This window comes from Bacillus sp. DHT2 (assembly GCF_026241455.1).
GTDB classification, from domain to species: domain Bacteria; phylum Bacillota; class Bacilli; order Bacillales; family Bacillaceae_G; genus Bacillus_A; species Bacillus_A pseudomycoides.
On record NZ_JAPHWH010000017.1, the window covers coordinates 20655 to 46732 of the forward strand.

General features: G+C 33.4%; 25 protein-coding genes and 5 pseudogenes. 23 read left to right on the forward strand and 7 right to left on the reverse strand.

Annotated features, from left to right (window positions below):
* Positions 1-610 precede the first annotated feature (610 nt).
* From ORL93_RS26635 to ORL93_RS26655, 5 genes are all read left to right on the forward strand, one after another.
* On the forward strand, positions 611-2335 hold the full coding sequence (locus ORL93_RS26635) for a helix-turn-helix domain-containing protein (RefSeq protein WP_097795943.1): 1725 nt from the start codon (positions 611-613) through the stop codon (positions 2333-2335).
* Positions 2336-2891: 556 nt separating this feature from the next.
* Positions 2892-3188, forward strand: coding sequence for a hypothetical protein (locus ORL93_RS26640; protein WP_029427758.1), 297 nt, complete (start codon positions 2892-2894; stop codon positions 3186-3188).
* 1 nt (position 3189) lies between these two features.
* The gene (locus ORL93_RS26645) at positions 3190-3375 is read left to right on the forward strand and encodes a hypothetical protein (protein WP_003203313.1); all 186 of its coding nucleotides are present in this window, start codon (positions 3190-3192) and stop codon (positions 3373-3375) included.
* Between the two features lie 99 nt (positions 3376-3474).
* The gene (locus ORL93_RS26650) at positions 3475-4656 is read left to right on the forward strand and encodes an FtsK/SpoIIIE domain-containing protein (RefSeq protein WP_265959913.1); all 1182 of its coding nucleotides are present in this window, start codon (positions 3475-3477) and stop codon (positions 4654-4656) included.
* Positions 4595-5209, forward strand: a complete 615-nt coding sequence (locus tag ORL93_RS26655; RefSeq protein ID WP_265959914.1) for a replication-relaxation family protein — start codon at positions 4595-4597, stop codon at positions 5207-5209. The genes ORL93_RS26650 and ORL93_RS26655 overlap by 62 nt, the downstream gene beginning before the upstream one ends.
* 5 nt (positions 5210-5214) lie before the next feature.
* Here the strand turns inward: ORL93_RS26655 and ORL93_RS26660 are convergent, their stop codons facing one another.
* The gene (locus tag ORL93_RS26660) at positions 5215-5445 is read right to left on the reverse strand and encodes a helix-turn-helix domain-containing protein (protein WP_003209566.1); all 231 of its coding nucleotides are present in this window, start codon (positions 5443-5445) and stop codon (positions 5215-5217) included.
* 466 nt (positions 5446-5911) lie between these two features.
* On the opposite strand from ORL93_RS26660, the pseudogene ORL93_RS31330 reads away from it, so the two are divergent.
* The 7 genes and pseudogenes from ORL93_RS31330 to ORL93_RS26695 form a co-directional block, all read left to right on the forward strand.
* Positions 5912-6121 (forward strand): annotated as a pseudogene (locus tag ORL93_RS31330) (Y-family DNA polymerase); the annotation flags it as partial.
* 705 nt (positions 6122-6826) lie between these two features.
* Positions 6827-7276, forward strand: a complete 450-nt coding sequence (locus ORL93_RS26670; RefSeq protein ID WP_018783421.1) for an AraC family transcriptional regulator — start codon at positions 6827-6829, stop codon at positions 7274-7276.
* A gap of 250 nt (positions 7277-7526) precedes the next feature.
* Positions 7527-7925, forward strand: coding sequence for a MerR family transcriptional regulator (locus ORL93_RS26675; protein ID WP_098149189.1), 399 nt, complete (start codon positions 7527-7529; stop codon positions 7923-7925).
* A complete protein-coding gene (locus ORL93_RS26680) occupies positions 7915-8826 on the forward strand; it encodes a DMT family transporter (RefSeq protein ID WP_265959916.1) in 912 nt (303 codons plus the stop codon). Before ORL93_RS26675 ends, ORL93_RS26680 begins: the two co-directional genes overlap by 11 nt.
* 306 nt (positions 8827-9132) lie before the next feature.
* Entirely contained in the window at positions 9133-10053 is a 921-nt protein-coding gene (locus ORL93_RS26685; RefSeq protein ID WP_309534144.1) for a quinone oxidoreductase family protein, read from the forward strand.
* Between the two features lie 206 nt (positions 10054-10259).
* Complete coding sequence (locus ORL93_RS26690; protein ID WP_265959917.1) at positions 10260-10904, forward strand: alpha/beta family hydrolase; 645 nt, start codon at positions 10260-10262, stop codon at positions 10902-10904.
* Positions 10905-11249: 345 nt separating this feature from the next.
* A complete protein-coding gene (locus ORL93_RS26695; RefSeq protein WP_265959918.1) occupies positions 11250-11816 on the forward strand; it encodes a GNAT family N-acetyltransferase in 567 nt (188 codons plus the stop codon).
* A gap of 442 nt (positions 11817-12258) precedes the next feature.
* Here the strand turns inward: ORL93_RS26695 and ORL93_RS26700 are convergent, their stop codons facing one another.
* Together ORL93_RS26700 and ORL93_RS26705 are read right to left on the reverse strand one after the other, a co-directional pair.
* Positions 12259-12984: a hypothetical protein gene (locus ORL93_RS26700; protein WP_265959919.1), complete on the reverse strand. Its 726-nt coding sequence runs from the start codon at positions 12982-12984 to the stop codon at positions 12259-12261.
* A 13-nt stretch (positions 12985-12997) separates the two neighbouring features.
* Entirely contained in the window at positions 12998-13513 is a 516-nt protein-coding gene (locus ORL93_RS26705; RefSeq protein ID WP_265959920.1) for a hypothetical protein, read from the reverse strand.
* A 32-nt stretch (positions 13514-13545) separates the two neighbouring features.
* Between ORL93_RS26705 and ORL93_RS26710 the strand changes: the two are divergent.
* From ORL93_RS26710 to ORL93_RS26745, 8 genes and pseudogenes are all read left to right on the forward strand, one after another.
* Positions 13546-14475, forward strand: a pseudogene (locus tag ORL93_RS26710) (lysozyme family protein); the annotation flags it as partial.
* 440 nt (positions 14476-14915) lie between these two features.
* On the forward strand, positions 14916-15812 hold the full coding sequence (locus tag ORL93_RS26715; protein ID WP_265959921.1) for a M23 family metallopeptidase: 897 nt from the start codon (positions 14916-14918) through the stop codon (positions 15810-15812).
* Between the two features lie 249 nt (positions 15813-16061).
* Positions 16062-16265 (forward strand): hypothetical protein, encoded by a 204-nt coding sequence (locus ORL93_RS26720; RefSeq protein ID WP_265959971.1) that lies wholly within the window; start codon positions 16062-16064, stop codon positions 16263-16265.
* A 370-nt stretch (positions 16266-16635) separates the two neighbouring features.
* A pseudogene (locus tag ORL93_RS26725) lies at positions 16636-17214 on the forward strand (IS6 family transposase); the annotation flags it as partial.
* A 198-nt stretch (positions 17215-17412) separates the two neighbouring features.
* Entirely contained in the window at positions 17413-17667 is a 255-nt protein-coding gene (locus ORL93_RS26730; RefSeq protein ID WP_006097576.1) for a hemolysin XhlA family protein, read from the forward strand.
* 3 nt (positions 17668-17670) lie between these two features.
* A complete protein-coding gene (locus tag ORL93_RS26735; protein WP_265959922.1) occupies positions 17671-17877 on the forward strand; it encodes a hypothetical protein in 207 nt (68 codons plus the stop codon).
* Positions 17877-18941, forward strand: coding sequence for an N-acetylmuramoyl-L-alanine amidase (locus ORL93_RS26740; protein ID WP_265959923.1), 1065 nt, complete (start codon positions 17877-17879; stop codon positions 18939-18941). The genes ORL93_RS26735 and ORL93_RS26740 overlap by 1 nt, the downstream gene beginning before the upstream one ends.
* Positions 18942-19201: 260 nt before the next feature.
* Positions 19202-19909, forward strand: a pseudogene (locus ORL93_RS26745) (IS6 family transposase).
* Positions 19910-20001: 92 nt separating this feature from the next.
* Here the strand turns inward: ORL93_RS26745 and ORL93_RS26750 are convergent.
* Positions 20002-20106, reverse strand: coding sequence for a YjcZ family sporulation protein (locus tag ORL93_RS26750; protein ID WP_000505684.1), 105 nt, complete (start codon positions 20104-20106; stop codon positions 20002-20004).
* 765 nt (positions 20107-20871) lie between these two features.
* A complete protein-coding gene (locus ORL93_RS26755) occupies positions 20872-21300 on the reverse strand; it encodes a hypothetical protein (protein ID WP_098161351.1) in 429 nt (142 codons plus the stop codon).
* A gap of 691 nt (positions 21301-21991) precedes the next feature.
* Between ORL93_RS26755 and ORL93_RS26760 the strand changes: the two are divergent.
* A pseudogene (locus tag ORL93_RS26760) lies at positions 21992-22267 on the forward strand (IS6 family transposase); the annotation flags it as partial.
* Between the two features lie 47 nt (positions 22268-22314).
* Here ORL93_RS26760 and ORL93_RS26765 read toward each other — a convergent pair.
* Both ORL93_RS26765 and ORL93_RS26770 read right to left on the reverse strand, forming a co-directional pair.
* On the reverse strand, positions 22315-23001 hold the full coding sequence (locus tag ORL93_RS26765) for an IS6 family transposase (protein ID WP_265959925.1): 687 nt from the start codon (positions 22999-23001) through the stop codon (positions 22315-22317).
* An 86-nt stretch (positions 23002-23087) separates the two neighbouring features.
* On the reverse strand, positions 23088-23636 hold the full coding sequence (locus ORL93_RS26770; RefSeq protein WP_265959926.1) for a hypothetical protein: 549 nt from the start codon (positions 23634-23636) through the stop codon (positions 23088-23090).
* Positions 23637-23964: 328 nt separating this feature from the next.
* Here ORL93_RS26770 and ORL93_RS26775 point away from each other — a divergent pair, with 328 nt between their 5' ends.
* Positions 23965-24672, forward strand: a complete 708-nt coding sequence (locus tag ORL93_RS26775; protein ID WP_265959927.1) for an IS6 family transposase — start codon at positions 23965-23967, stop codon at positions 24670-24672.
* Positions 24673-25108: 436 nt separating this feature from the next.
* Positions 25109-25990 (forward strand): AraC family transcriptional regulator, encoded by an 882-nt coding sequence (locus ORL93_RS26780; RefSeq protein WP_265959966.1) that lies wholly within the window; start codon positions 25109-25111, stop codon positions 25988-25990.
* Positions 25991-26078: the final 88 nt, after the last annotated feature.

Below are 26078 nucleotides of genomic sequence, written 5' to 3' on the forward strand. Positions count from 1 at the left end.
GGAAAAAAGAAAGAAACACCTATAAAACCTTGATACATAAGGGTTTATAAGTGTTTCTTATATTTGATAAGGTCAAGGATATGGCAAAAATGTTTCAGGGTGATCTAGGATCCGCTTTGTACATAGAAGGTAAAACGCTTGATATATATGAGTTTATGGGATGTTAAAAAAAAATTGAAAATATATATTCAAAATAAGAAAAATTAACTAATGTTTCATCTTTTGAATTTTAGGTCAAGGATATGACAAAGATGTTTCAATTGTTTGTTTCAAATAGATATGAATGAATCTAGCTCATTATATACGTGTTATTCATGTAAAAGCTTATATAAGAGTATGGTAGAGAAGTGATAAGGGAAAAAGTGTGTTTCATATTTATAAAAAAGGTTAACAATATGTCCAAAAGTGTTTCAGTTATTAATTCGTTAGATTAATTGATGGCATATTGGTTGGTAATGTATAATAAATGTTATTTCACTTGTACAAACAAGACAAAAGTGTTTCATTATTTTTTTGAACATAACAGAACCAGAAAATAATAATGATTTATATATAATTCGCTAAATATTGGTTTGTTTGAAAGGAATGTACGAAAGAAAGGAGTGACAGCGTGGAGAAATTAGCACAATTGTTTACTGATGCTTTGTTAATATCTGAACCTTTATATGGAAATAACAAAGCAATTTGGGAGAAATGGACTTCTTTTAGTGCAGACGTAGAAAAAGATAGTAGTAAGGTTGTAACATCACAATATGTTTCACCATCTTTTTCAGCATTAGTATCGTGGCTTAGTAAAAAGAATGAAAGTGGAATAACCTCACTACAAATTGCTATTAAGTTGAACCAGTATAAGAACGAAATCCATTCAGAAATTGAACATCTTTTAACAGAAGAGTTTAAAAATGATAACAAGCCAAAATTAAGTGATGAAATAGTAATTCAGGTAGAAGAAAACAAAGATGAAACAGATGATAAAGATTATTTTGAGGTCAATAATTCTGCGGTTTACTTTAAATTACGTGACGGGATCTCCAAGAATCATTTTGAAGAGGATTCAAATATAGGTGTTAAATCTTATCCGATTGAAACGAAAGAAAGTAATGCGATAGCTCAGCTTTCTTCTCATAGGGATGAGGATTTGAAGCTGATTAAAGATGATGAAGCGTCCCGGTGGAACACTTTAGTTAATGATGTAATGAGTAATATGGATGATCTTACAGCGGATGTATTAGATTCAATTACTATACAATGGCTAGCTCAAGCTCAGTCACCGGACGAGTTCATCGAATTTTCATATGAGCAAGTGTTGGATATGTGTAATGTACCTAAAAAGAAAGTAAGTAAGGGAGAATATTATAGACCTGAAGATAAAATTAAGGTTGCTAAGAGGATTGCTGCTTTAGCGAGCATTTTTATATATTTAAATGATGATAACGAAGTAGTTGTTTTAAATGATGAAAATGAAAATGATGAGGAATATAAAGTAAAAAGGGAAGTAATTAAAAGGTTATTTGTTTTAGATTCAGTTGTATTATGGAGACATAATACAACAAATGAATATATGGGTATTGAATCCTGCCGAATTAAACCTGGAAGCTTTTTATCAAGTTATTTATATGGTTCAAATAATACTACAGCTTTATTATCTAAAAAGGCACTTGAATATAATAGTTATCGACATAAATATCATAAACGCTTAATTCGTTATTTAACATGGCAATGGAGAATTAGGCAAATATATTCTACTTTAAAGCGCCCATACTCCATTGGAGGCGATAAAGGATTATTAGCTGTCATGGCAATTCCACTTACATGGAAACCAAGTCGTATTCGAGAACACTTAGAGAATGTTCTTACTGATTTAGAGAGAGAGAATGTGATCTCTAAGTGGGAGTATTCAAGTACATTAGATGAAGAACGTTTAAATAAGAAAAATTGGTTCAAAGATTATTGGATCGATTTAAATATTACTATTCTTCCGCCAGAAGAATTAATTAAGTCTATGTACAATTTACCAAAGAAAAAAACATTAGAAATAGAGAATAATAATGAAACAACAATAGAATATAGTGAAAAGACTAAAGATATTATTGATATGCCACAAAGCACAGTTAGTAAAGAACCTGACATTTTTGATGAAGAAGTTGTTCGAGGAAAAATACTAGATCGACACAATGTTGATAATATAAGTATACGAGAGCTTGCAAAAGAAATAAAAATATCGGCACCTACGTTATCTAGATTTTGCAATAGACAAACCAAGCGTTTATCAGCTAATGCAGTTGAAAAAATGTCAAAGTGGTATGAGAGACAAATGATATTAGAAAAGATGTAATCGTCAAATATATATTTATAGAAATGTGAGAGAGCCTATTTTGGATATTAAATAAAATAGGCTCTTTACTTATGTTTGTGTTTCAATTATCAATCAACAGATCTATTGTAGCTTTATAATCAAGATTGATAAAAAAGAAACAGTTAATCCATTATTAGTAGCGAACAAAAAAACTCCATTTTGAAAAAAGATTGATCAAAAGGGACTTAATTCTCTAAATGAAGTATATAATTTTTATAATAAAGTTTGATCATTTCTAGGAGCCTTATTGTACTAAAGCACCCATTAGTGCAATAACAGTTTATTATTGAATATGAACAGTTAAAAAAAGATTTGGCAAAAAACGCAAAAGATCGAACGAATTATAGCTTAGGTAAAACTAATTTTGTAACTGAAATATTGGAAAAAGCTATGAAGTCTTATAAAGATTATTGTCGAACGTCATTCTAAAATGGGAATGGCGTATTTTTGTACTTTTTTGTGGTACAAATTCGAAAAAGGAAGCCATTATCATATGTATTAAATGCATCTAGAATTTTATGTGGATGGTGAGGATATGAGCCAATATCAAATGCTGTATAGTACACCTTATTTATATTCTTCAAAAATGCTTAGACAAATGTACAAAGAAACAAAAAAAGAGGGAAATCTTTGTGCTATACGAGACCACATGTTAAGACATGAAGTGTATCTGGATCGACAATATCGGGCGTACTATTATTTAAGTCAAGACATTGAAGAGGATCTGTATGGGGATGAACATGCTTTGTCCTGGAATGAGTTATTAGATGACTACCAACTCTACAGGGATCGTAAAGGGAATTTGTCCATTAAACCAAAAGGATGGGATTAACATGACAATCATTGGAGAGTTAGGAGTTGTGTATGGTGTGACAGGAGTCTCTATTTTAGGGATTAAATTGCTGAAAAGGAAAGGTCTTTACCTTCCAGATTGGTTGCTACGTGCGGGTCTCAAATGCTTATTGATTGGGAGCGTTTGGTATGTGCTAATGGATATACTAGATGTGTTTCTACGTTAGTATTTTATCTGGTAGTCGAAAATAATTATAATAGCGCATCTTAAGTGTTTTTTCTAAGCATCCATACAGGCTCAACTACCTTAAGGAGGTATGGAGGAAATGTTATCACTTTTATTAATTCCAGCAACCTTTATAACAGTAGCTTATTTTTGCCAAGGTAAAGGAATGAGTGATAAGAAAAAAATTGCAACCTTTTTTGAAATTACAAAGATCTGTGTTCAGCATAAAGGGGAATTACAATATCCGATTTTCATAAAGGAAATGGAAGATGCCATAAGTAAGAATTATGTTTACAAGTTACCACTTGGTGTCCCAAGTCAGCTAATCAAAAAGTTAGCTGAAGTATTGGAAGAAGGACTCTACAAACCTGTTAAAATATCGTTTCATCAAAGAGAGCTTCATATTCGGGTATTTAAGCAAAAAATACCTGAAAGGTGGAATTGGTCTAAGGATTTGTTAAAGGAGCAAACATGGCGTGTTATGATGGGGAAATCGTTAGATAAGTACATCTATCATGACTTTGAGAGCACACCGCATATGTGCGTGTCGGGTATGACGCGTTTTGGAAAAACAGTATTTCTAAAAAATGTGATGACGAGTTTAATTTTACAACAGCCTCAACATGTGAGTTTTTTTATTATCGATCTGAAGGAAGGTCTAGAATTTAGTCCTTATAAGGATCTGTCCCAAGTAGTAGAAGTAGCTGAAAACCCACAACAAGCGTTAGAAATGTTGGCTAAAGTACGTAAAAATATGATAAGACAGGTTGAGATAATGAAGAATTCTTATTTGACCAATATCATAGATACATCAATTAGAGAACGCTGTTTCATCATAGTAGATGAAGGAGCAAACCTTTGTCCTACACAAGGCTTACCTAAAAAACAACGTGACTTATTATTTATGTGCCAGGAGATGTTATCTGAAATTGCACGAGTTGGAGGAGGTTTAGGATTCCGGCTCATATTTTGCACTCAATATCCTACTTCGGATACATTACCAAGGCAAATTAAACAAAATGCTGATGCAAAATTAGGGTTTCGGTTACCTACAGCAATTGCTTCTCAAGTTGCTTTGGATGAACCAGGGCTTGAGGATTTACCTTCCCTTCCAGGAAGAGCATTGTTTAAGACAGATCGTACAGAAGAAATTCAGGTACCTTATCTGAAGGATAAAGAAATGTGGGATTTACTAAAGCAATACAAGGTGGTGAAACAACATGAAGCATCAAACGCTCAAACAGAAAGTGAGGCAAATCGAGATTTTATCCACTTTGAGTAAATTAGACTTTGCAACGAGGAGACAATTGCAAGCCATTCACTGTTTAGGAAGTATTCGGAATGCAAATCGTGTATTAAAGGATCTGACTCCATATTGTCACATCACAAAAATAGCTCGTGAACATGTATATTATTTAAATAAAAAAGGACGTGATTTATTAGGAATCACAAGGACAGTAAAGGAAAATAGTCAATTACAGCATATATTAATGAGAAACGAATCCTGGATGTGGCTAGGATTTCCAGAATGGAAAACAGAAAGACCTATAGAATTTTCAATCAAGGGTCAGCGATATCAAATTATCCCAGATGCAACCTATTTTGATGATAAAGTCCCTCATTTCGTAGAGGTAGATCGCATGCAACATATGAAAGCAAATGAACATAAAATACAGTTATATGGCCATATAACAGATATCTATAAAAGACAGAATGCTATTGTTCCAGTGATTATCTTTTTTACACTGTCAGACTATCGGCAATCTAAATTAGAGCAATATGCTGTAAAACAAAATGTATTTATGAGAACGTTCGTTATGGACGATATATTTTAGTTGTATTAAACATTTATGTCCCAAAAGTCATGATAATCAACACGCTTATCAAATTTTCTTAGTGTTTTAATAATTTTGGTTGCGGATGTTAAAGTGGGAACACGATCTTTTTTATTTGCTAAATCACTTATTAATGATTTACTTAATCCAGTTCGTTGTACTAACCATTGTTGTTTAATTCCTCTACGATCTAAATAATCACCAAATGGAGTTCTTTTTTTTCCTAGCCCAAACATAGGGAATCCCTCCTAATAGAGAATATCGTACTAATAGCTTGTACAATATTCCATAAAACTAAACCTTTGTTCATAAATATGGAATTATGTTTTAAAACGAAGCATAGAATAATATAAAGAAAATCGAAAAATATGGAATAATTTTGAGGAATCTAGCATTCATAGTAATAGCTACAAGTTGCTGATACACTATCCTAATGGCAACTTGTTGCAAAGGGTATTCCTATAAAATCAAAAGCTTAAATCCATTGATACACATGGATTTAAGCTTTTCTTAATTTATGAAGCAATGAGAATGAGTTTAATAAGTTAAGAGATACTAAATTGATCAGTGGTCGAATTTTGAAGAATTACATATAATTTCACGTACCATATTCGTATTAAAAATTATTTATAAAAGGATTGTATAATACAAAACAATGGGTTTATAATAAGAACGAATGTTCTGTTTTGGGAGGGTGGAATGATGTTCGATTACTCAAAATGCATGAATCGAATGATATTCTGTATCGATTTGTGTTCATTTTTCGCCAGTTGTGCTTGTGTGGTGAGAGGTTTAGATCCATTAAAGGTAAAATTAGCTGTTGTTGGAGATGTAAGTCGAAATGGATCTATTGTACTGGCTGCCACTCCTGAACTGAAAAAATTAGGGATTTCTACAGCAACCAGATTTTATATTGATGTCCTTTTTTGAGTTAAATTAGAATTAATAATTCTATAAATGCTTATCTTAATTTTTATCGAAAGTGAAAAAATATTTAGAGCGAAATTAATTAAAAATCGCGGATAGTGAAATGACAAATAATCCTTGATGATACTATCAAAAAATAAAAAAGTTGTTTAACAGTAAGTCAAAGTATTTAAAAATAAGATCAGTAAAGTATGATGACAAAAAAGATGGTTTCTTCTTATTAGGGGTCCTACTGTATCGCCATCAACCTAAGATAAATCATTATCCCAAAAACGAAAATTTTATTTCTCTATAGTTGTTTATAGGAATTTATTTGGGGGTACTTCAAAATTTTAAGCTGATGGGCATGTGGCAGGACTCCATGCCCATCAATTTAAGAAAATTCACTACCCCTATAAAAAGTAAACAAACTCCCCTGAAAATTTCCTAATGCAGTCTTAGCTTGATAGCGATGGGGTATCGCCATCAAAACGCGAATTTCGTACGCTAAGCGAAGTTTAACCTAAAAAAGTCGAATTCCTATACGCTAAGGATTCGACCTTTTTAGATTGGATTGTTCCACTAAATTTCCCTTTAGAAAGAAAATTATTACTTTAAAAAATTTTAAAAAATAAAATGTATATATTTTTAAAGCATGCTACATTCGAAATGTAACAAATAAATATAAATGAAGAAGGGAAGAAAGAATCTATGAAATTTAAAGTCGAAACACTTCCAAACTATCGCATTGCTTATGTGCGACGAGTTGGTCCATATGGTCCTGCAAATATTGAAGTAATGGAGAAGTTAAAAAAATGGGCTAAAGAGAAAAATCTTCTTAAATCAGCAGTCCTACTTGCAATTCCACAAGATAACCCTGAGACAACACTTCCTGAAAACTGTAGATTTGATGCTTGTATTGTGATTTCAAAGGATTATCAAATAGATGATTCAATTTGCGAAAGTGAACTTTCGGGCGGAAAATATCTTATTTACGAAGTCAAACATACAGCAGAAGATATTCAAAAAGCATATGCTGATATTTTTCCATCTCTACAAAGTAAAGGATATCAAATTGATAACAAACCCATTTTGGAAAGATATACTGGCGATATGATTAACAATCCTTATTGCGAAATATGTGTACCTGTAAAAAACTGAAAAGTTCCTTAGCGTACGCAATTCGCGTTTTGATGGTGAGGCTCCATCACCATCAAGCTAAAGCTTTTAATTAACCCCATAATAATAATTTTATGCATCATTGACCACTAATAATTAGACTTATGTAAATTAAACGAAAAGGTTCGGGAAAATTCCGTACCTTTTTATTATTTCTTCCTCTAGTTGCCATTTAACCCTTGACTTAGAGTCATGTCTAAGTAGTAGCATGTAAAGAAAGGGGGAAATGGAAATGTATAGTATATCAGAAGTAGCTATAAAAACAGGATTCACGGCTCATACTTTGCGCTATTATGAAAAGATTGGTCTATTGTCTTCTCCATTAAGAAAAGGTGGAAAAAGAAGGTATACAGAAGGTGAAATTAGATTACTTAAATTCATGAAAATGTTAAAGCAAACAGGGATGTCTTTAGAAGATATCCAAGAATTTTTGAAGGATGGATGTCTTCTAGAAAATATTGATTCTAATGACATCCAGTTAAAAAAAATTCAAACCAGAATAGATATTTTAAAGAAACATCTTCTCCTTTTAGAAGAGCAAAAACAAGAAATTGAAACAGTTATGAATGTGGCGAAGGTAAAATTAGAGACATATGAAACGATGATCGGAGGCTTACAAGATGAAGAATAAGATATATCTTATGTTAATAGGTTTTGCTGTATTTACAGGGGCTACCTTCAACCTAGCTAAGTATTCTGTTCACTACTTCTCAGCTGCGAGTGCTGCAGCATGGCGATTTGGTATAGCTGCATTGGTTATGGTACTTATCTTGGGATTTCAAAAACAAATAAAGATAAGAATCATTAAGGCTCATTGGAAAATGTATATCTTACTTGGTATTATAGGCATCTTTGGATTCAACACTTTTTTCTTTTTAGGGATGAAGTATACTTCGCCTTTAAATGGGGCATTGATTATGGGAACTAATCCTTTAGTAACTGCACTTTTTGCATATTTTATTTTAAAAAATCCGATTACAAAACAGCAAATGCTTGGCATAGCTTTTGCTTTAGTAGGTGTTATATTGGTGCTTACTCAAGGTTCATTAGAAATTATTCGAACTTTATCTATTTCTAAAGGTGATTTACTTATCTTAGCAGGGAATATATGTTGGGCTTTATACGGTGTATTAGGAAGAAAATATTTAAATGGTAGTTCTTCAATGGAGACAACCACTTATACGATGGTAATTGGTTCTCTTTGCCTTACGATACTAGCGGTCTTTTTGCCAAGCCCTCAAACTTTATCTTATGCTACGTTCTCAGCTTGGGGTGCTATTCTATTTATGGCATTATTTACGAGTGTATTAGGCTATCTTTGGTGGAATAAAGGTATGGCTACTATTGGGGCAAGTAACACGTCTTTATTTTTTAATTTAGTTCCAGTAGTCACGATGATTCTTTCTATCATAACTGGTTCTACTATTTTATTACCCCAAATAGTAGGTACATGTTTTGTGATTTTAGGAGTTCTAACAGCTTCTGGCTTCTTGCGTTTGAAAAGAGAACAAAAAGTTTCAGCTCCATTATAAGAATGAATTTAGATAAAGATTATATAGGGATACCACCCCATCGCCATCAACTTAAGATATCGGTTGGTCCCCAAAATGAAAAAAGCAAACTGAATTTACATAAATAACTGCCAGGAGATAAAAATTTCGTTTTGGAAGTACCTCAAAATATTAACTTGATAGGCATTTAGCGGTACCCCTAGCTGTACTTTGTCTTTCTAATTAGTTGATTTAATACCAAACACTCGTTATAACCATACATAATTTTCTTAATCTTTATAACAATATGATAAAATATAAAGGAAATGTTTAAAGGGGGATTAAAAAATGAGGGCTGTAATCCAAAATAAATTTGGTGGAGCGGATGTACTATCATATACAGATATTGAAATGCCTAAAATAGGTGAAAATGAGGTTTTAATAAAGGTATCATATGCGAGTGTGAATTATGCTGATATAAAAACACGGTTAGGCAATAAAGGGAAAGGGAATTTTCCTTTAACCCTTGGATTGGATGTCGCAGGAATAATAGAAGAAGTTTCTCCTAATTCAAAATTTTCAAAAGGAGAACGGGTAATATCTTTTCCAAAAAACGGATCATACGCAGAATATGTAGTTGCAAATGAACAATTAGTTTTTAAGATTCCTGATAATCTTTCATTAGAACAAGCTGCAACAATGCCGACAGTATCTATTTTATCCTATATACTACTATATGAAATTGGACAAGTGCAAAAAACAGATACCATTGTTATACACAGTGCTGCAGGTGGTGTGGGTTCAATGCTTGTACAATTGGCAAAATTAGCTGGTGTTCAAAAAATCATTGGTACTGTTGGAAATCTAAACAAGACAGATTATGTTAAGACATTAGGAGCTGATATAGTTTGCACCTACAAAACATTTGCAGATGAAGTTTTAAAGCAAACAAATAATAAAGGTGCAAATATCATTTTTGACTCCGTAGCAGGGGAAGTCACGAGCAAAAGCTTAGAGTGTTTAGCATTATATGGTACACTTGTTCAATTTGGTAATAGTAGTGGTAAAGCTGGTACTTTTAAAACAAGCGATGTTCACAGTAGTTGCAGAAATATTAAAGGTTTTAGCTTAGGAACAACCCGAAAACATAATCCATCACGGCTAACACCCGTTGCAGAAAAAGTTTTAGAACTATTCGCTTCTAACAAAGTTTCTATCCCCATTGCTCAAGTATTCAATTTAAGGATGCGGCAGAAGCCCATAAATTAATTGAAAGTCGTAATTACCAAGGAAAAATATTGATTGAAATATAAAAAATATGTGCAATAACACACTACCACTTATAAGCAAAAAAGTGCATTTATTTTAGAGTGAAAACTAGATTAATTAAAAAAGAGGCTGTCCCAAAAGCCTCTTTCCATTAAACAATTAGCAATTTATGTTATTAAATTATAAAAGTTTCGGAGGAGAAAATTATGAAAGTAAATAAAAAGGAAATACAAGTAAACGACAAAACGATTCGTTATACACATATAGAAAAGGGTTCCAAAACAATTTGCTTCATGTTTTCAGGTTCAGGTTACAATTATGATAAACCCTTGTTTTATTATTCGACGATGTTAATGCTTCAAAACAAAATCGATGTTGTCCATATTCATTATTCTTACGATAATCAAATGATGGAAAAACCGATCGAAGAAATAACAAAAATAATGATGGCTGATATTAATCCTGTGATTTCAGATGTTTTAAAAAATGGACAATACAACAAAACGATTTTTTTAGGAAAATCACTCGGAACAATTCCAATTGCGAATGACTTAATGAAGAAAGAGGAATTCTTAAAGTCAAAAATGATATTACTCACCCCTCTAATAAATTTCGATTCGATTTTTGACTCAATCTTGAATAGTCCTCATCAAGGGCTTCTAGTTATCGGGGATAAAGACCATTATTACAATGCAAATCAACTTGACCAATTAAGTAAATCAAATGTAATGGTTGATGTTATCCAAAATGCAAATCATTCCTTAAGCGTTGGAGAATTTGAAACAACCAATTCAATTTTAGCTTTATCAAGGGTGATGGAAAAACTCCAAGAAACCGTTCGGACAAATTAGTGATAAACTAATGTCGCTTTTAAATAAAGTCACGGTATTTATAAAAAAGACGCGATGTTTTGAATAAAGTCGCGACGTTTATAAAAAAGTTGCGATGTTTTGTCCCTTTGGATCTGTTTATCTAAAGGGATGTTTTTAGAGTGAAAAGAAGATCTGAACTGAAAGGCGGATTAAGGAACTGTTGAGTAGCAATAAAGTTACCCCACTAAAGGACCATATTCTGGAATATGTGATTGTATAAATAATTAAATTTTGAGATAATTGCTATTAAGGAAAGGGAGTTAAATGGAATAAGATTGCTCAATAAAAGAAGTAATGAAAATATGACTTACAAGGGGAAGAGTTATGAAGCATAAAACATCAGAAAGATTATTTAGAATAGATTGCGGAGATATCTATCTCCAAGAGTTTTCCATTAAAGATGCAGATAGTATATACAGAATTTCAAATCAACCCGAAATATATAATTTCTTGCCAGACTGGAAATCAACAAAAGAACAAAGGGTAGATTGGGTTACCAATTATGAAATACCAGCAAATAAAGCATTTCTTGATGCCGCTGTAAATACATCAAACATAGATGGTCATTTTTTAAAACTAGGGGTATTTATTAAGGAAACAGATGAATTTATTGGTTGGTGCTGTGCAGGTATTAAAGATGAGCTACCTTCACCGAATAGAGAAATAATGTATGCCATTTCAAGTGAATATCAAAAGAAAGGATACGCTACTAAAGCGTCTACAGGATTGATTAACTATTTGTTTACAAATACAAATTTAGATGTCATTAACGTAGTAGCTTTAATTAACAACGTTTCATCAAATAAAGTTATTGAAAAATGTGGATTTACTTATCTGAGTCAACAGACAATAGAAAACGAATTATATAATCACTATATATTAAATAAATAAGAGTGGATGAAAAATCATTAATAGAAAATGTTGTTGTTCCAGAAAAGGGCACGATTGTTGAGCAAACACAGATAGAAAATGATTAAACTTTTTTATAAAAAATTATTCACTAGCAACAAACACCCCAAGCATTTTGACCAAACTTTTTTCAAAATGTTTGGGTTTCTTCTGTTGAAAAATCAATTTTTGTAGCATGTTTTTGATCGAACTTTATTACAAACCAACAACTAATATTATCAAAAGTTAACCAATTTGGGTGCTAATTTAATTGCTAAAATAAATACAAAAGAGGGGCTAATTGCACCTCTTTTTAAATGGCTATTTTTAATTTTGTACTTCAAATCAGAACCCGTTAGCTTAATAAGGAAAAAAGGTTACTAATGGATTTGTTTTCTTAAGTTGATGGGCATGTATAGTGACCCCTATTACAAAACTACTAAATTTAATTACGTAGTTTTTTCCAGTTTGCCAACATAAGATTTTCTTCTTGTCTAATTTCATTTTCAACTTTTGCTTTTTTTGCATTTAATCCCGGTTCAAGAAATGAACGAAGGTCGTCCAAATTATCAAAGGCATTATGGTTTTTCGATACAGATATTTGGTTTTTTAAACCATATTTTGCTCTATATTTTTCAACACCACTATGATGAGCCATTTCTAAGGTCATTTTTTCATATTTTTTGATAGTGCCCTCTAGCTTAGATATTTCCAGTTTTAATGTTTTAATTTGCTCTTTGAGTATATTATTTCGTGATGTTAAGTTGTTATTTTGAGTCAGTGACTCATGCAATAAATTTTCACATGTTAAAAGATGTTCTAAAAGTTTTGGTTTATCATGGATATATTTATCAACAATATCAGAAAAGTTAGGTATTTCATGATTATCACCTGATTCTGATTCTACTTTAATAGTAATGGGCTCGTTTGCTAGATTAATTATTTCTCTTCCCCATTTAGCCCAAACATCTTTATTATATGTTGAAGGAAATTCGTCTGGTTTTATTTTACGCATTTCTTCTGAAAATCTTACTAAATGAGAGATTCTGATTATTCCAGAAGGGTTTTTTTGTCTGTAAAGATAAACTAATTTCTTTAATCTAGTTTGTTCTTCTGGATTATCATATTTTCTTTTACGACCAGCACCTTTTGGGTTTTTTAATTTACTCAATTATCTCACCTTTTTATTCAAAAATTTTTGAAATAAGCATAGCATAATCATGAATTTCTCCGTTTGTTAACTTGGATTCTCTAGCCAGTTCAGCTAGTTCTAAAGGGTTTAATCTACAAGACTTATATTCTATTTTAATATCCTTATAAATCCTCGATAGTGTTTGTGCTCTAATTTTAAGTTTTTTGTTGTATTCAGTTTTTAATTCAATAATTTCTTTGAAATTACTTTCTATTTCTTCACGAGGGATCCAATTTTTGGAGCAGAAAATACAAAGTCTAGATTCACATCGTCTTAATTCATCTGTGCGATAACCAATTTCAACTTCCTCTTTATATTCAAACATTTCCTGAGGCGCTAGGGACCTGTTAATTAGATCCTTTATTGCAAGCGTAGAATGATAGTTTACATCTCTAGATGTATTTATTAAACGGTTTAATAAGATTGCTTCATATGCCTTAGAATCTATGAAAAATTCAATATGCTTTTGGTAGTGGTATTGGGATTCAATATGCTGATGACCAGCCATACGTGCAATAGTTAATGGATTAAATCCCTGAATCTGAGTTAGTACCTTATGTGCTTGGAATTATTATGGTGGAAAGTGGTGGGAATTCCGAACAGACCCCCGATATTATGCAGTCAAGCGAATCCCAAGGAAGGCCTATGAATTCAATTAACAACCCTAAGGAGTCCATTCATTACGGAGTAATGCACTTAAAAGGATCTTTTGCAGATGCAAAGAAGTACGGTATTACTGATTTAAGTGCTATTGTTCAAACATATAATTTTGGACGTGCGTATATCCGTTGGTTAGCTTCTAACAATAAACAGCATTCACTACCGGTGGCAGATCTGTATTCTAAAACTGTTGTTGCACCATCTCTTGGAAATAACACTGGCGCTATGGTTCGATATAGTCACCCTATCGCTGTGGCATATAATGGTGGCTATCGATATAAAAATGGGGGAAATTTTTTCTACGCTGAAATTGTTAAACAATATGTGGATTTTAATGGAGGAACTGATTCTGCAGATGTGGATACTCGAAAGAACCTTTCGTTACCTTCTGGATGGGAAACAAATAATATAGGTTCTATCACTGTCACACAGCCCCATTCAAAGGTATACTCAGCGCATAGTGAAACATCAGAGCACGTTGGTGATGTTCCCAAAGGAAGTGGCCATGTATACTTAGATTGGCATTATGATGGTAGTCGTTTCTGGTATAAAATTGCAGAAAATAATTGGATCCGTGAAGACGTTTGTAAAATTAATAAAGACGGAAAAACAAAAGGGGTTGTTTGGATTTCTGGCACAAACATCAATCTTAGAAAAGGTGCTTCCACTGGAGATCCTATTATAAATAAAATTACAAAACATTCTGCTTACGATGTTCATTATCGTTATGAGAATTGGATTTATGTAACGGGTGAAGGTGTTGAAGGTTGGATGTATTTCGATGAGAGTTATACAAAGTGGCTTAGATAGTTTAAAATGATCCAAACTTTCAAATTTCTTAAGATAAAGCGGGATATAATAGGATACTAGTTTCTAAACTGATCCTCCTGAAAACCCTCTGTAACCAATAGGTCTTGGTATTACTACATCTAAATATCCGATTGGATGGGAACTTAGATGTATAGTCAAGCACAAGGTGGATATTTTACGGGTAATGTAACTAATGATAAAATACCGTATCTTATTTTAAGTGCAGTTTGGTATGAACAGCCTATGTTATGACTTGGAAACAGTACATGGTTAAAAAAGAACATTTTGATGTTAGGTAACGACGGAGGGCTTTTTGTTCTACTCATCTTAAGATTTGAAAAACTATAATATATCCAAAAAATAATAAATATAGACAGTGAACGAAGGTGCTCATGTAAGGACCTTTTTTATATTCTGTAAAAATAGAAAGGAAGATGAATATGGCAAAATTTATTTATCCAACAGACACAATGAGAGTAACAAGCGGTTTTAGAGGTGACAGACCAGATCATCATGGGGTAGACCTTGCTGAAGCGGGTTATCATCCAATTTATGCAGCGGCTAGCGGGAAAGTTAGTCGTTCTTATTTTTCATCTAGTTATGGTGAATGTATTATGATTGTGCACACCATTGATGGAGTTACATGGGAAACTGTATACGCTCATATGCGTAGTGGTTCTCGAACGGTTAAAGAAGGCGATTATGTTACACAAGGACAAACAATTGGAGTTATGGGAAGTACGGGACAGGCTTATGGTCAGCACTTACATTTTGAATTGCATAAAGGTGGCTGGAATATTAATAAGAGTAATGCTGTGAACCCGTTAGACTACTTGGGGAAAGGGGACGGTGGCAACACTGGAAATGGTTCTGATCCTACAGATGTAGATACTCGAAAGACCATTTCGTTACCTTCTGGATGGGAAACAAATAATATAGGTTTTATCACTGTCACACAGCCCCATTCAAAGGTATACTCAGCGCCTAGTGAAACATCAGAGCACGTTGGTGATGTTCCCAAAGGAAGTGGTCATGTATACTTAGATTGGCATTATGATGGTAGTCGTTTCCGGTATAAAATTGCAGAAAATAATTGGATATGTCAAGATGTTTGTAAAATTAATAAAGATGGAAAAACACAAGGGGTTGTTTGGATTTCTGGCACAAACATCAATCTTAGAAAAGGTGCTTCCACTGGAGATCCTATTGTAAATGAAATTACAAAACAATCTGCTTACGATGTTCATTATCGTTACGAAAATTGGATTTATGTAACGGGTGAAGGTGTTGAAGGTTGGATGTATTTCGATGAGAGTTATACAAAGTGGCTTAGATAGTTTAAAAATCGGCTCTTATTGAATTGAACCCAAAAAGTTAGACAAAAAATTTAAGTAGCTTTTTTGAGCATGGGTCCGATATTTTAAAGGGCTCATGCCTTTTAATTTTAGTTTAAAATGCTCCAAACTTTCGATGTTAGATAAGAATAAAAGATTAGAGTCGTTCGTTTGAGTGGATCTTTATTTTGGAATCAAGGCATGACCGGAAATGAAAAATGGCAGTGTTGTCCTATACACTAAGTTGTTTTCGTGCCTCGATTCGAGAATGAAAGGAGCGGTTCAGCGATTAGTTTGTTTAAAGACTTCATAAACGCTGAGGCTATTCTTTATAAAGATATTAAAAAACACGTATTCAAGTCACCAAAGAAAAGATCGCAGGACTGCCACAACCGGGAACATTATGAGAAGAATAGTCCTGTTGTTAAAGGTGTGATGTTTGATGAGCATGGGTAATTGGAGTAAGAAAGTGGAATGGTTATGGAATACTATCCTGTTCCGACTTGGGAAGATTATAAGATAGCTGAAGAAAATGGTATTAAGAGAACCATGGTTGATTAACGGATCAATATTCAAGGATGGACCATAGAAAATATAATTCACACACCATTTTTCAACAGAATTAGACGTTATAAATGGGGCCCGATGGAAGTAGCAACGACACCAACTCAAAGAAAACTAGCGAAACAGACAACCTAGGAGGAAACATGGGCAGGAAACAAATTTACATCGATGTTTTATTACAGATTTCCCGAACGGGAAAGCCCACTACGGTGCGACAGCACCCCTTTTAAGGGTGGGATGAGAGTGAGTTCGGATACGGAGTACCATAGCTCACACAACGATTATGCGATGGGTTCATCAATATGGACCTCAATTAGAAGCGAAAGTACGACATCATCTTAAAACAACAAATGATTCATGGAGAGTCGATGAAACTTATATTAAAGTGAAAGGGCAATGGATGTATGTATATCGTGCCGTTGATTCAGAAGGGAATACCATTGATTTTTATCTAAGTAAATCAAGAGATAAACAAGCAGCCAAGCGCTTTTTCAAGAAAGCCTTGGCTTTTTCGTACATTTCTAAACCTCGTGTGATAACAGTAGATAAAAACTCTGCCTATCCTGTAGCGATTCGAGCGTTGAAAGAAGAGAAGCATATGCCCGAAGGCATAAAAATAAGGCAAGTTAGGTATCTCAATAATATAGTGGAACAAGATCATCGTTTTATTAAGAAAAGTGTGCGTTCTATGTTGGGATTTAAGTCATTTAAAACTGCAACTTCTATATTGAGTGGTATTGAAGCCATGCATATGATAAAAAAGGGACAGATTGATTTACGGAATCAGTCTGTCCAAAATCAAAAGGAGTTCATCCACCAAGTGTTTAGACTTATAGCATAAAATACGATTTCACTAGGAATCTACTATTATCCGCGTTCTTCTTCATATATTTGCACCAGAACCTTTTAGAGGGTCTGTACGACAAACTAGTACTAAATAATTGAGTATATTTTATTGGGAGAATACCCACAAGAAACACCAACCGAACCTACAGAGCAGCAATAAGCTGGTCTTTTTTATTTTGAAAGGAGTGAAACGATGCAAGAAATTATCGAGTTAAAGCAAGAAATCCAACAAATTAGATCAGATCAAAAAGATATTAAGTCCGAACAAAAAGTAATGCAGCAGGATATTCGAAACTTAGAGTCACGTACTTTAGGCAACGAAAAAGACATCATAAACATTAATAAACAGTTAGATAAAATCAGCGCTAATACTACCTGGATTCTCCGGATTATCATTGGTGCGATTGTAACAGCACTTATTGGATTACTCTTGAAAGGAGGTGTTTAAAATATGCCACTTACAAAAGAAAATATTTTAAAACGTTTGCGCAACTGGAAAACATGGGTTGCGCTTTTTTCATGCTTTGGATTAATTTTATCAGTCTTTGGAATGACCGGATTCGAAGGCAACTTGGATAAGGTGGAAAAGGCTGTTTATTTATTTGGAATCGCTCTAGGTATTTGGACAGACCACGAAGAAAATGGAGAAGATGCTTAATGAAAAAATCAATTAAACTAGCTTCCTCTGTATTTATGACTCTATTGCTCCTGTTAAGCTTTGCGACAGGGGCTTTTGCTGGTAGAACGCTTATTATCGATGATTTACCTAAAGTGCCATACCGTTATGGCGTAGGAGCTTACGAGGGCGTTGTGGCGCATAGTACAGCAACTCCAGAAGCACCGGCTATTAATATTCAAAAGTATGAGTCTCGTACATGGCGCAACGCATTCGTTCACTATGCAGTCGATTGGAACGAAATAATTCAGATTGCTAATACAAAATACATCGCATATGGTGCAGGACCTGGTGCAAATAAACGATTTGTACATGTAGAGTTATGTGAAACACGAGACTATGAAAAATTCAAACGTTCATACGATAAATACGTGAAATTGCTTGCAAAGATTTTGCGCGACCGTGGTATTAGCGTAGAAAAAGGACTATGGACGCATAACGACGTAATGCATCATCTTGGCGGTACAGATCACGAAGACCCACTAGACTATTTACGGAGTCACGGAGTATCAAAAGCTCAATTCCGTGCAGAGGTGAAGCATGCATACAATAATGCTAATATTGAAGTTTCTGTTCCTGAGCAACCATCTAAACCAGAAGAAAAGCCTACTGCTGTAACTGATGGTTTAGCGTACATTCAAGACTACAATGTGAATTTACGTAAAGGTCCTGATGCAAGCTATTCTGTTATTCGTCAGTTAAATAAACCAGAATCATATATTGTGTGGGCTGAAAAAGATGGATGGTTAAATCTTGGTGGAGAGCAATGGATTAAATACGATTCTTCTTATGTTAAATTCGATAAGAAAAGCACAGTGGATTCATCTATTGTAGGAAAACGTATTGTGTCCAAAGTAACCAACTTACGTTTCTATGATTCTCCATCTTGGCAGGATAAGGATGTTGCTGGTACTTTAGATGCAGGATTAGGATTTGCAATTGATGCAAAGGTAAGTGTAAATGGTTCTCCGCAGTATAAGGTACACAATAGCAAAGGTAAAACATACTATATTACTGCAAACGAAGCTTTTCTATATGTGAAATAAGAGTTGCAAAAGAGCATCCATTTAAAGGATGCTCTTTTGTATAATATGTTCTTTACAGCTTGCTCATTGATTCTATTTAAGTTGCTATACTCCTCTACTAAAAATCTTGAAAGAAGTTGAGTCAATTAAGGATAACTATTCTATTGTATCAATATAGCCACTGACAGATTGTATGATACCATAGTCAGCTTGGTTCTGGTGCAAAAAATACTGTCATTGTGTACACTGAAAATATTCATAAATAAAGAGCGTGTACGACGATGAAGAAACCAGTGGATTTTAAATGGAGGCATTATGAGCCGGAGATTATTCTATTAGCAGTTAGATGGTACCTCCGGTACAGTTTAAGTTATCGAGATTTGGTGGAGATGTTGGAGGAACGTGATTTATCCATTTCTCATACAACGATTATGTGTTGGGTTCATCGATATGGGGCGGATCTAGATAAGCGCGTTCGTCGTCATTTGAAGAAAACAAATAATTTCTGGCGTGTCGATGAAACATATATCAAAGTGAAGGGAAAATGGATGTACTTGTATCGTGCTGTGGATTCCGGGGGAAAAACCGTTGATTTTTATTTAAGTAAAAATAGAAAAGCGAAATCAGCTAAACGTTTCTTCAAAAAGGCTTTAGCTTCTTGTCATACCTCAAAACCTCGTGTCCTCACAGTTGATAAAAATCCAGCCTATCCAAAAGCTGTGAAACAATCACAAAAAGCAGGAAACTTACCAGCAGGAATCAAGTTCCGACAGATGAAATATCTAAACAACATTGTCGAACAAGACCATCGATTCATCAAAAAATGAGTCTAGTATATGCCAGGATTTCAATCTTTTCACACAGTAACCAAAACACTTGCTGGAATAGAAGCTATGCATATGATTAGAAAAGGACAGACTTTCCATGGGGGAAAGTCTGTCCAAAAGCAGATACAACTGATTAATATTCTCTTTGGTCTTACCGCATAAACAGTCATTCCGTTAGGAATGACTCATTCTTTTTACTCTTCATTATCTTTTTGCACCAGAACCCATATAAGAATGTCTTTTCTGATTGTTTTTTAGCAGAAGCAAGCAGCTCCAACTATGATTAATAAAATAAATAATACAACTAATAAAGCAAATCCTCCAGCAAAGCCGCCGCCACAACTACCACCAAAGCCCATAATAGTTCCTCCTTTAGATAAGAGGAGAAAACAAGGGGTCACTCATGTATTTTAACGGATTCACATTACTTTATGCTTTTAAATAATATATGAGCAGGTCCTTAGAAAACAAAGAAAAGACACTCTAAGGTGCCTTTTCTTTGTTTTTTCTCGCGTATTGAGATGACTATTCAAACCTTGTATTAGGGGACATGGTTCAAACAGATATTACACTTATAGCTTAACATTGACAGAATATACAGTAAATTGATAATGTTTATGCAAAATATTCCCAAAGTTTAGTATAGATATTTTTCACTATTACTATATTAAAAATAGAATTAATGCACAATTGCATAACAATATAGTATGCGATTAGCAGTATAATTTAAATATGTACAATAAAGCTGAAGAGACAGAGACCATCTACGGAAATAGATGGTCTTTTGCTAGTAAAGAATAAATGCATTATTTTGATGGTATTCATCCAAATGAAAGGCTTACACTTTTCCCTGCACATTGTGTGGGGATTTTTCATAAAGAAAAAACACTCTTATGAGTGTCTTTTCTGATTGTTTTTTTAGCAGAAGCAAGCAGGTCCTTTAGAAAATAAAGAAAAGACACCCTAAGGTGGCTTCCTCCGACTTGAACTATCATATTGTACTAAATATTGGATTGAATTATATTCATTTTGAATACTGTCCTAGTAAGGGTTTTCAGTCCTTAGCATACAATTTTATTTTTCGATATGGTGAGGCTCCTACTGTGTACATATACATACACGTATTATTCTATATGAGCAAATTTAACTTTATTTGGATCTACCTTTGCGTTTATCACTTTGACCTTTACAGAATAGGTAGCTTCTTCTAGAGAATTTATAGGGGCTGAAAATGGTTGGAAAGATGAATGCTTATGATTAAGGATAGTTGCACTTGTTACATATGATAAATCACCTATTAAATTATAAAACTCAAATACTACACGGCTTGGTTCTTGTTCATTAGCTGAACTTACATCAGCAATCCCAATAAAAGTATTAAAATAAGGGTAGTATCTTATGGCATCCCCATCATAAAGCCAAAACTCACTTTCATTTACGGATGATTTTTCATTGTTAATTTGAGCGGAAACTGTATTCTGAGCAGGACTATAAAATGTACCAAAGACTAGAAAACCTATACTCATTACCGGAATAAGAATTCTTTTCTTCAATTTAACGACTCCTTTAATTACAGTTTTTAACAATTTAATAATACTATTTTCCTTTTAAAGTGTAAATATGGAAAAAATTTTTATCAAAGAAGCAAAGTGATATGTCTAAAAACAAGAAGCACCGAAAAATACGATTGATACAAAAATAACCTATCTAATTGGGTTTACCACACCATTTTGGTGAGATTACGCCCACTCCCCCTTTTGTGTAAAGTCATAAAGAAAAGACACCCTAAGGTGCCTTCCTCCGACTTGAACCATTTCCATTTAATACGAATCTATCCGTATTACCCCTTTGTTATAGATGTAAACACAGCCTATAAAACAGAGTCGTCTATATACACCAGATTGTTAGTTCACAAAATACAAGAGATTTGAGATCAGTATCGGAGTAACGCCACATCCCCTATAATGATTGATATGTTACGCCTTTCAAAAGAATCTGATTTATAGAACGTGTCCACAATTTATATTTTACTATATTTAATATTCATTTAGTGTATTTTCCGTTAATATGTATAATTACATAAAGTTTAAGGGGAAAGAGAGTATACTTTGGTATTGTGTAATAAAGATAAAGCCCACCTACGGAATGAACGGTTCTGGTGCAAAAACTCTAAAACTTTTGCAAGCAATCTCCTAAACTTGGACATACTGATAGTATTACTCTAGAAAAAGGTGTGTGATCGATATGGAAAAGGAAAATTTGTTCAAATGGAAGCATTACCAGCCGGAACTCATCTTATTAACAGTAAGGTGGTACCTACGGTACAATTTGAGCTTCCGTAACCTAGTGGAAATGATGGAGGAACGAGGCTTATCCATAGCTCACATAACGATTATGCGATGGATTCATCAATATGGACCTCAATTAGAAGAGAAAGTACGACATCATCTTAAAACAACAAATGATTCATGGAGAGTCGATGAAACTTATATTAAAGTGAAAGGGCAATGGGTTCTGTTGCAAAGTTTGAAAAAAGCATAAACAGGTTGGTAAATGAAGAGCAATGTTTAAGAAGTAGCTAGTAATTGTTGAAGTTCATTGTACGTTGAAAAGGCGGAGTCTCTTTGAAGACTTTGCCTTTGTTTATATAGAGCATGAATGGTTTCAATACCTTTTATCGTACGTGAAGCATGACGAAGATTTTGAAATCCTGCGGATTTAGCAAAACGTCTCTTTACATGCCTATGATTCTGTTCAATAAGATTGTTTAAATGCTTGATAGTACAATGGATTGTAGTTTGATAAAATCCTTGTTTTCTTAATTTGTTAAATGCGCAAAGTAATGCTGGCGCTTTGTCTGTAGTGAGAACCGTTGGTTCTCCAAAATGGTTTACTAATCTTTTCATGAAGGCATAGGCAGCTTGATGATCTCGTTTTTTACGAAGTTGAATATCCAATGTGTGTCCATCTTTATCAATTGCACGATAGAGATAACGCCATTCTCCCTTAACTTTGATATGAGTCTCATCCAAATGCCAAGATAAGCGTGCAGATTTATTTTTCATTTTCCAAATTTGATAGATGAGATTGCCATATTCATGAACCCATCGCATGATGGTTGTTGGGTGACCTGAAATACCGCGTTCTTTCAGGATTTCAGAGACATCGCGATAACTTAAAGAAAAACAGCAGTAGTACAGGGCGGCTACTAAAATAATATCTTTCTTAAATTGTTTTCCTTTAAAATATCCCATGTCTGATTCTCCTAGATCCTGTTTTCTAGAGTGTAGCTTCATGTAGAAAACTTTGCAACAGAACCATAATTATGCTCTTTTTGGTTCTAATTTGATTTTACAGTAGCAGATGAGACTTCGTCATTCCATATTCTTTCCCCATCACCCATAGAGCCACTTAAATTATAAAGAGCTCCCGTATTTGCTAGTCCAAGCGCTCGACTTTGCCCATCAAAATCTTCATATATAATCGTATAATCTCCATGAGTATGTGTACGAACAGAAGAAATAGAATCATTAGAATCCCCAGTGAAATTAAAAATTTTAACAGGATTTTTACTTGCAGGTATATTTATAGTAGCCCCGTTACCATCAGCATCTTTATAAAAAGTCGAATGTATGGCCGCTCTATTTACTACTAAGCTACTATTACTCGAGTTCTTTCGATTAACAGGATGTTCTTTTAAGTAATCTTCAAAATCAGCTTTGTTTTTAAAATTAATTGACATTTGTGGTCCAGTCATTCCTTTAATCATTACTTGATAAGGTGCAACAGATTTTACTAGAGAAGCTGCAGAGGCCTCTGAATTAGATACACCTAGCACCATAGTTCCAGCTAATAATGCTGTAGAAAGTACGCCAACTATACGTTTCAATATCAACACTCCTTTAAAGTTTATAATACATATTCTATATGTAACATCATAATTTTTAGAAGTAGTGATATTAAATTCACTTAGTTACATTTTAGAAAGTTTCTTTGTCTACAAGGTACAAACGTAAAAAATTTTGAGTTTGGTTCAATTATGTTAGTAACCTTTTAAAATGATTAACCTCCTAAAAGGTATACGTTTGTTGTGAAATACATACAAGAAACAGCATTTTAATTAAAGGGTTCTGGTGCAAAAACTTCAAGATAATTGCAAGTAATCTCTAAATCTTGGACATACTGATACTATTACTCTAAAAAGGTGCGTGATCAGTATGGAAAAGCGAAATTTATTCAAGTGGAAGCATTATCATCATGATATTATTTTGCAAACAGTACGATGGTACCTACGGTACAACTTGAACTTTCGTGATTTGGTGGAAATGATGGAGGAACGGGGCTTATCCGTTGCTCATACAACGATTATGCGTTGGGTTCATCAGTATGGTCCTGAATTAGACAAAAGAATCCGTCGTCATCTCAAGCAAATCAATGACTCTTGGAGAGTCGATGAAACATATATCAAAGTAAAAAGTCAATGGATGTACCTGTATCGTGCTGTCGATTCGAAAGGAAATACCATCGATTTTTACCTAAGCAAAGCAAGAAAACACAAGGCTGCAAAGCGATTCTTCAGGAAAGCTTTGCAGTCTTTTCATATTTCTGAGCCTCGTGTCGTGACAGTCGATAAGAATCCAGCTTATCCTATAGCAGTTGAAGAATTGAGAAAAGAAAAAAAGATGCCATTAGGGATCCAACTAAGGCAAGTGAAATATCTCAATAACATAGTAGAACAAGATCATCGGTTTATTAAAAAGCGAGTTCGTTTGATGTTAGGATTGAAATCCTTTCACACAGCTACATCCATTATTTCTGGAATAGAAGCTATGCATATGGTAAAAAAAGAACAGATTGATTTACGGGATCAGTCTGTCCAAAACCAGAAAGAATTCATCCATCGATTGTTTGGGCTTACAGCATAAAATAGAATTCCGCTAGAAATATATGAGCTATATTCTCTTTTATTTTATCTTTGCACCAGAACCAAAATTATATACAAATTTAACAAAGAAGAATCAGATGCTAACTACTCTTCTGATTCTTCTTTTATTTTAGGTTATTATTTAGGAAGTGTTATATTATTTCTAGAAAATTGTACACTAAGGAGCTTGCAAAAAATGATTGGTATTTAAAGAACGTTTGTAAAGGTTCCTGATGAATTAAAACATATTACAGAAAAACTTTCTTTAGAAGAGTGGACTACACTGTCACGATCCTATTTATAAGTAGGATCATTTTAAAGCTAGCCTACTAGGCGATATACTTGCTCAAATAATTAGTATGGAAGCTTTTTTCATTATTAATATTCCTTTCATCATTTTGACATTACACATTTATAAAGAAAAAGAGGATAAACTATTGAAAATTAGCCAAGGAAAATATGAAGAAATAAAATTACGCGGTAGAATTCCAGGAATGGTTGAATATCTAGAGGACACAATGCTTTCAACTGATTTTCACTATTCTATTCCTCCTCACTGGCATAGAAGTATTGAAATTAGCCTAGTAGTATATGGAGAAGTTTTTTTGTATGTGAATGGGCAAAAAAAGAAAGTATCAGCTGGCGAATTTATTTTTGTAAACAGTGGAGATGTTCATGAACTTGAAAAGGTTAAAAATACAAGTTGTGCAGTAATGATGTTAATTATTTCTTATGAATTTCTTAAAGAGGTAAATGAAGATTTTGATAAATATAGATTTAATATAAAAGAATCCATTGTTCAGAAAACAAACCTTCAACAAATATTTTGTGAATTAAAGGAATTAGTCATAAATTCTGATGATTTAAGTTATATAAAAATTAATAGTTTGATTTATGAAATCGTTTATATTCTATTGCGATACTTTAAAGATGGGGAGAATGTAGGCAATGATTTTCAACTTGGGAATAGACAGAAGCAGATGATTACGTATATTTATGAACATTACGATGAAGAACTCAAACTGAAAGATGTAGCCCGTCATTTTTTTGTAAGTGAAGAACATTTTTCCCGTATGTTCAAAAAATCCTTCGGATCAAATTTCACCTCTTTTTTAACGAGATACAGGCTCTATAAAGCTTATGAAGATATTATCAGTAGTACAAATTCTATAAAAGACATAGCAATAAAACATGGATTTCCAAATGTAAAATCATTTATTTCACAATTCAAGGGGAAATATGGATATACACCATTGCAGTATAGAAAAAATATAAGATCAAAAAATGACCATAATTGCATCAAATATAAACAACAATAAAAATACGTTTCATGTTACATTTTGTACATGGAACGTATTTTTATTTCGTAATAGTGCATGAAGTAAGATTCAATGGAGGTTTATACAA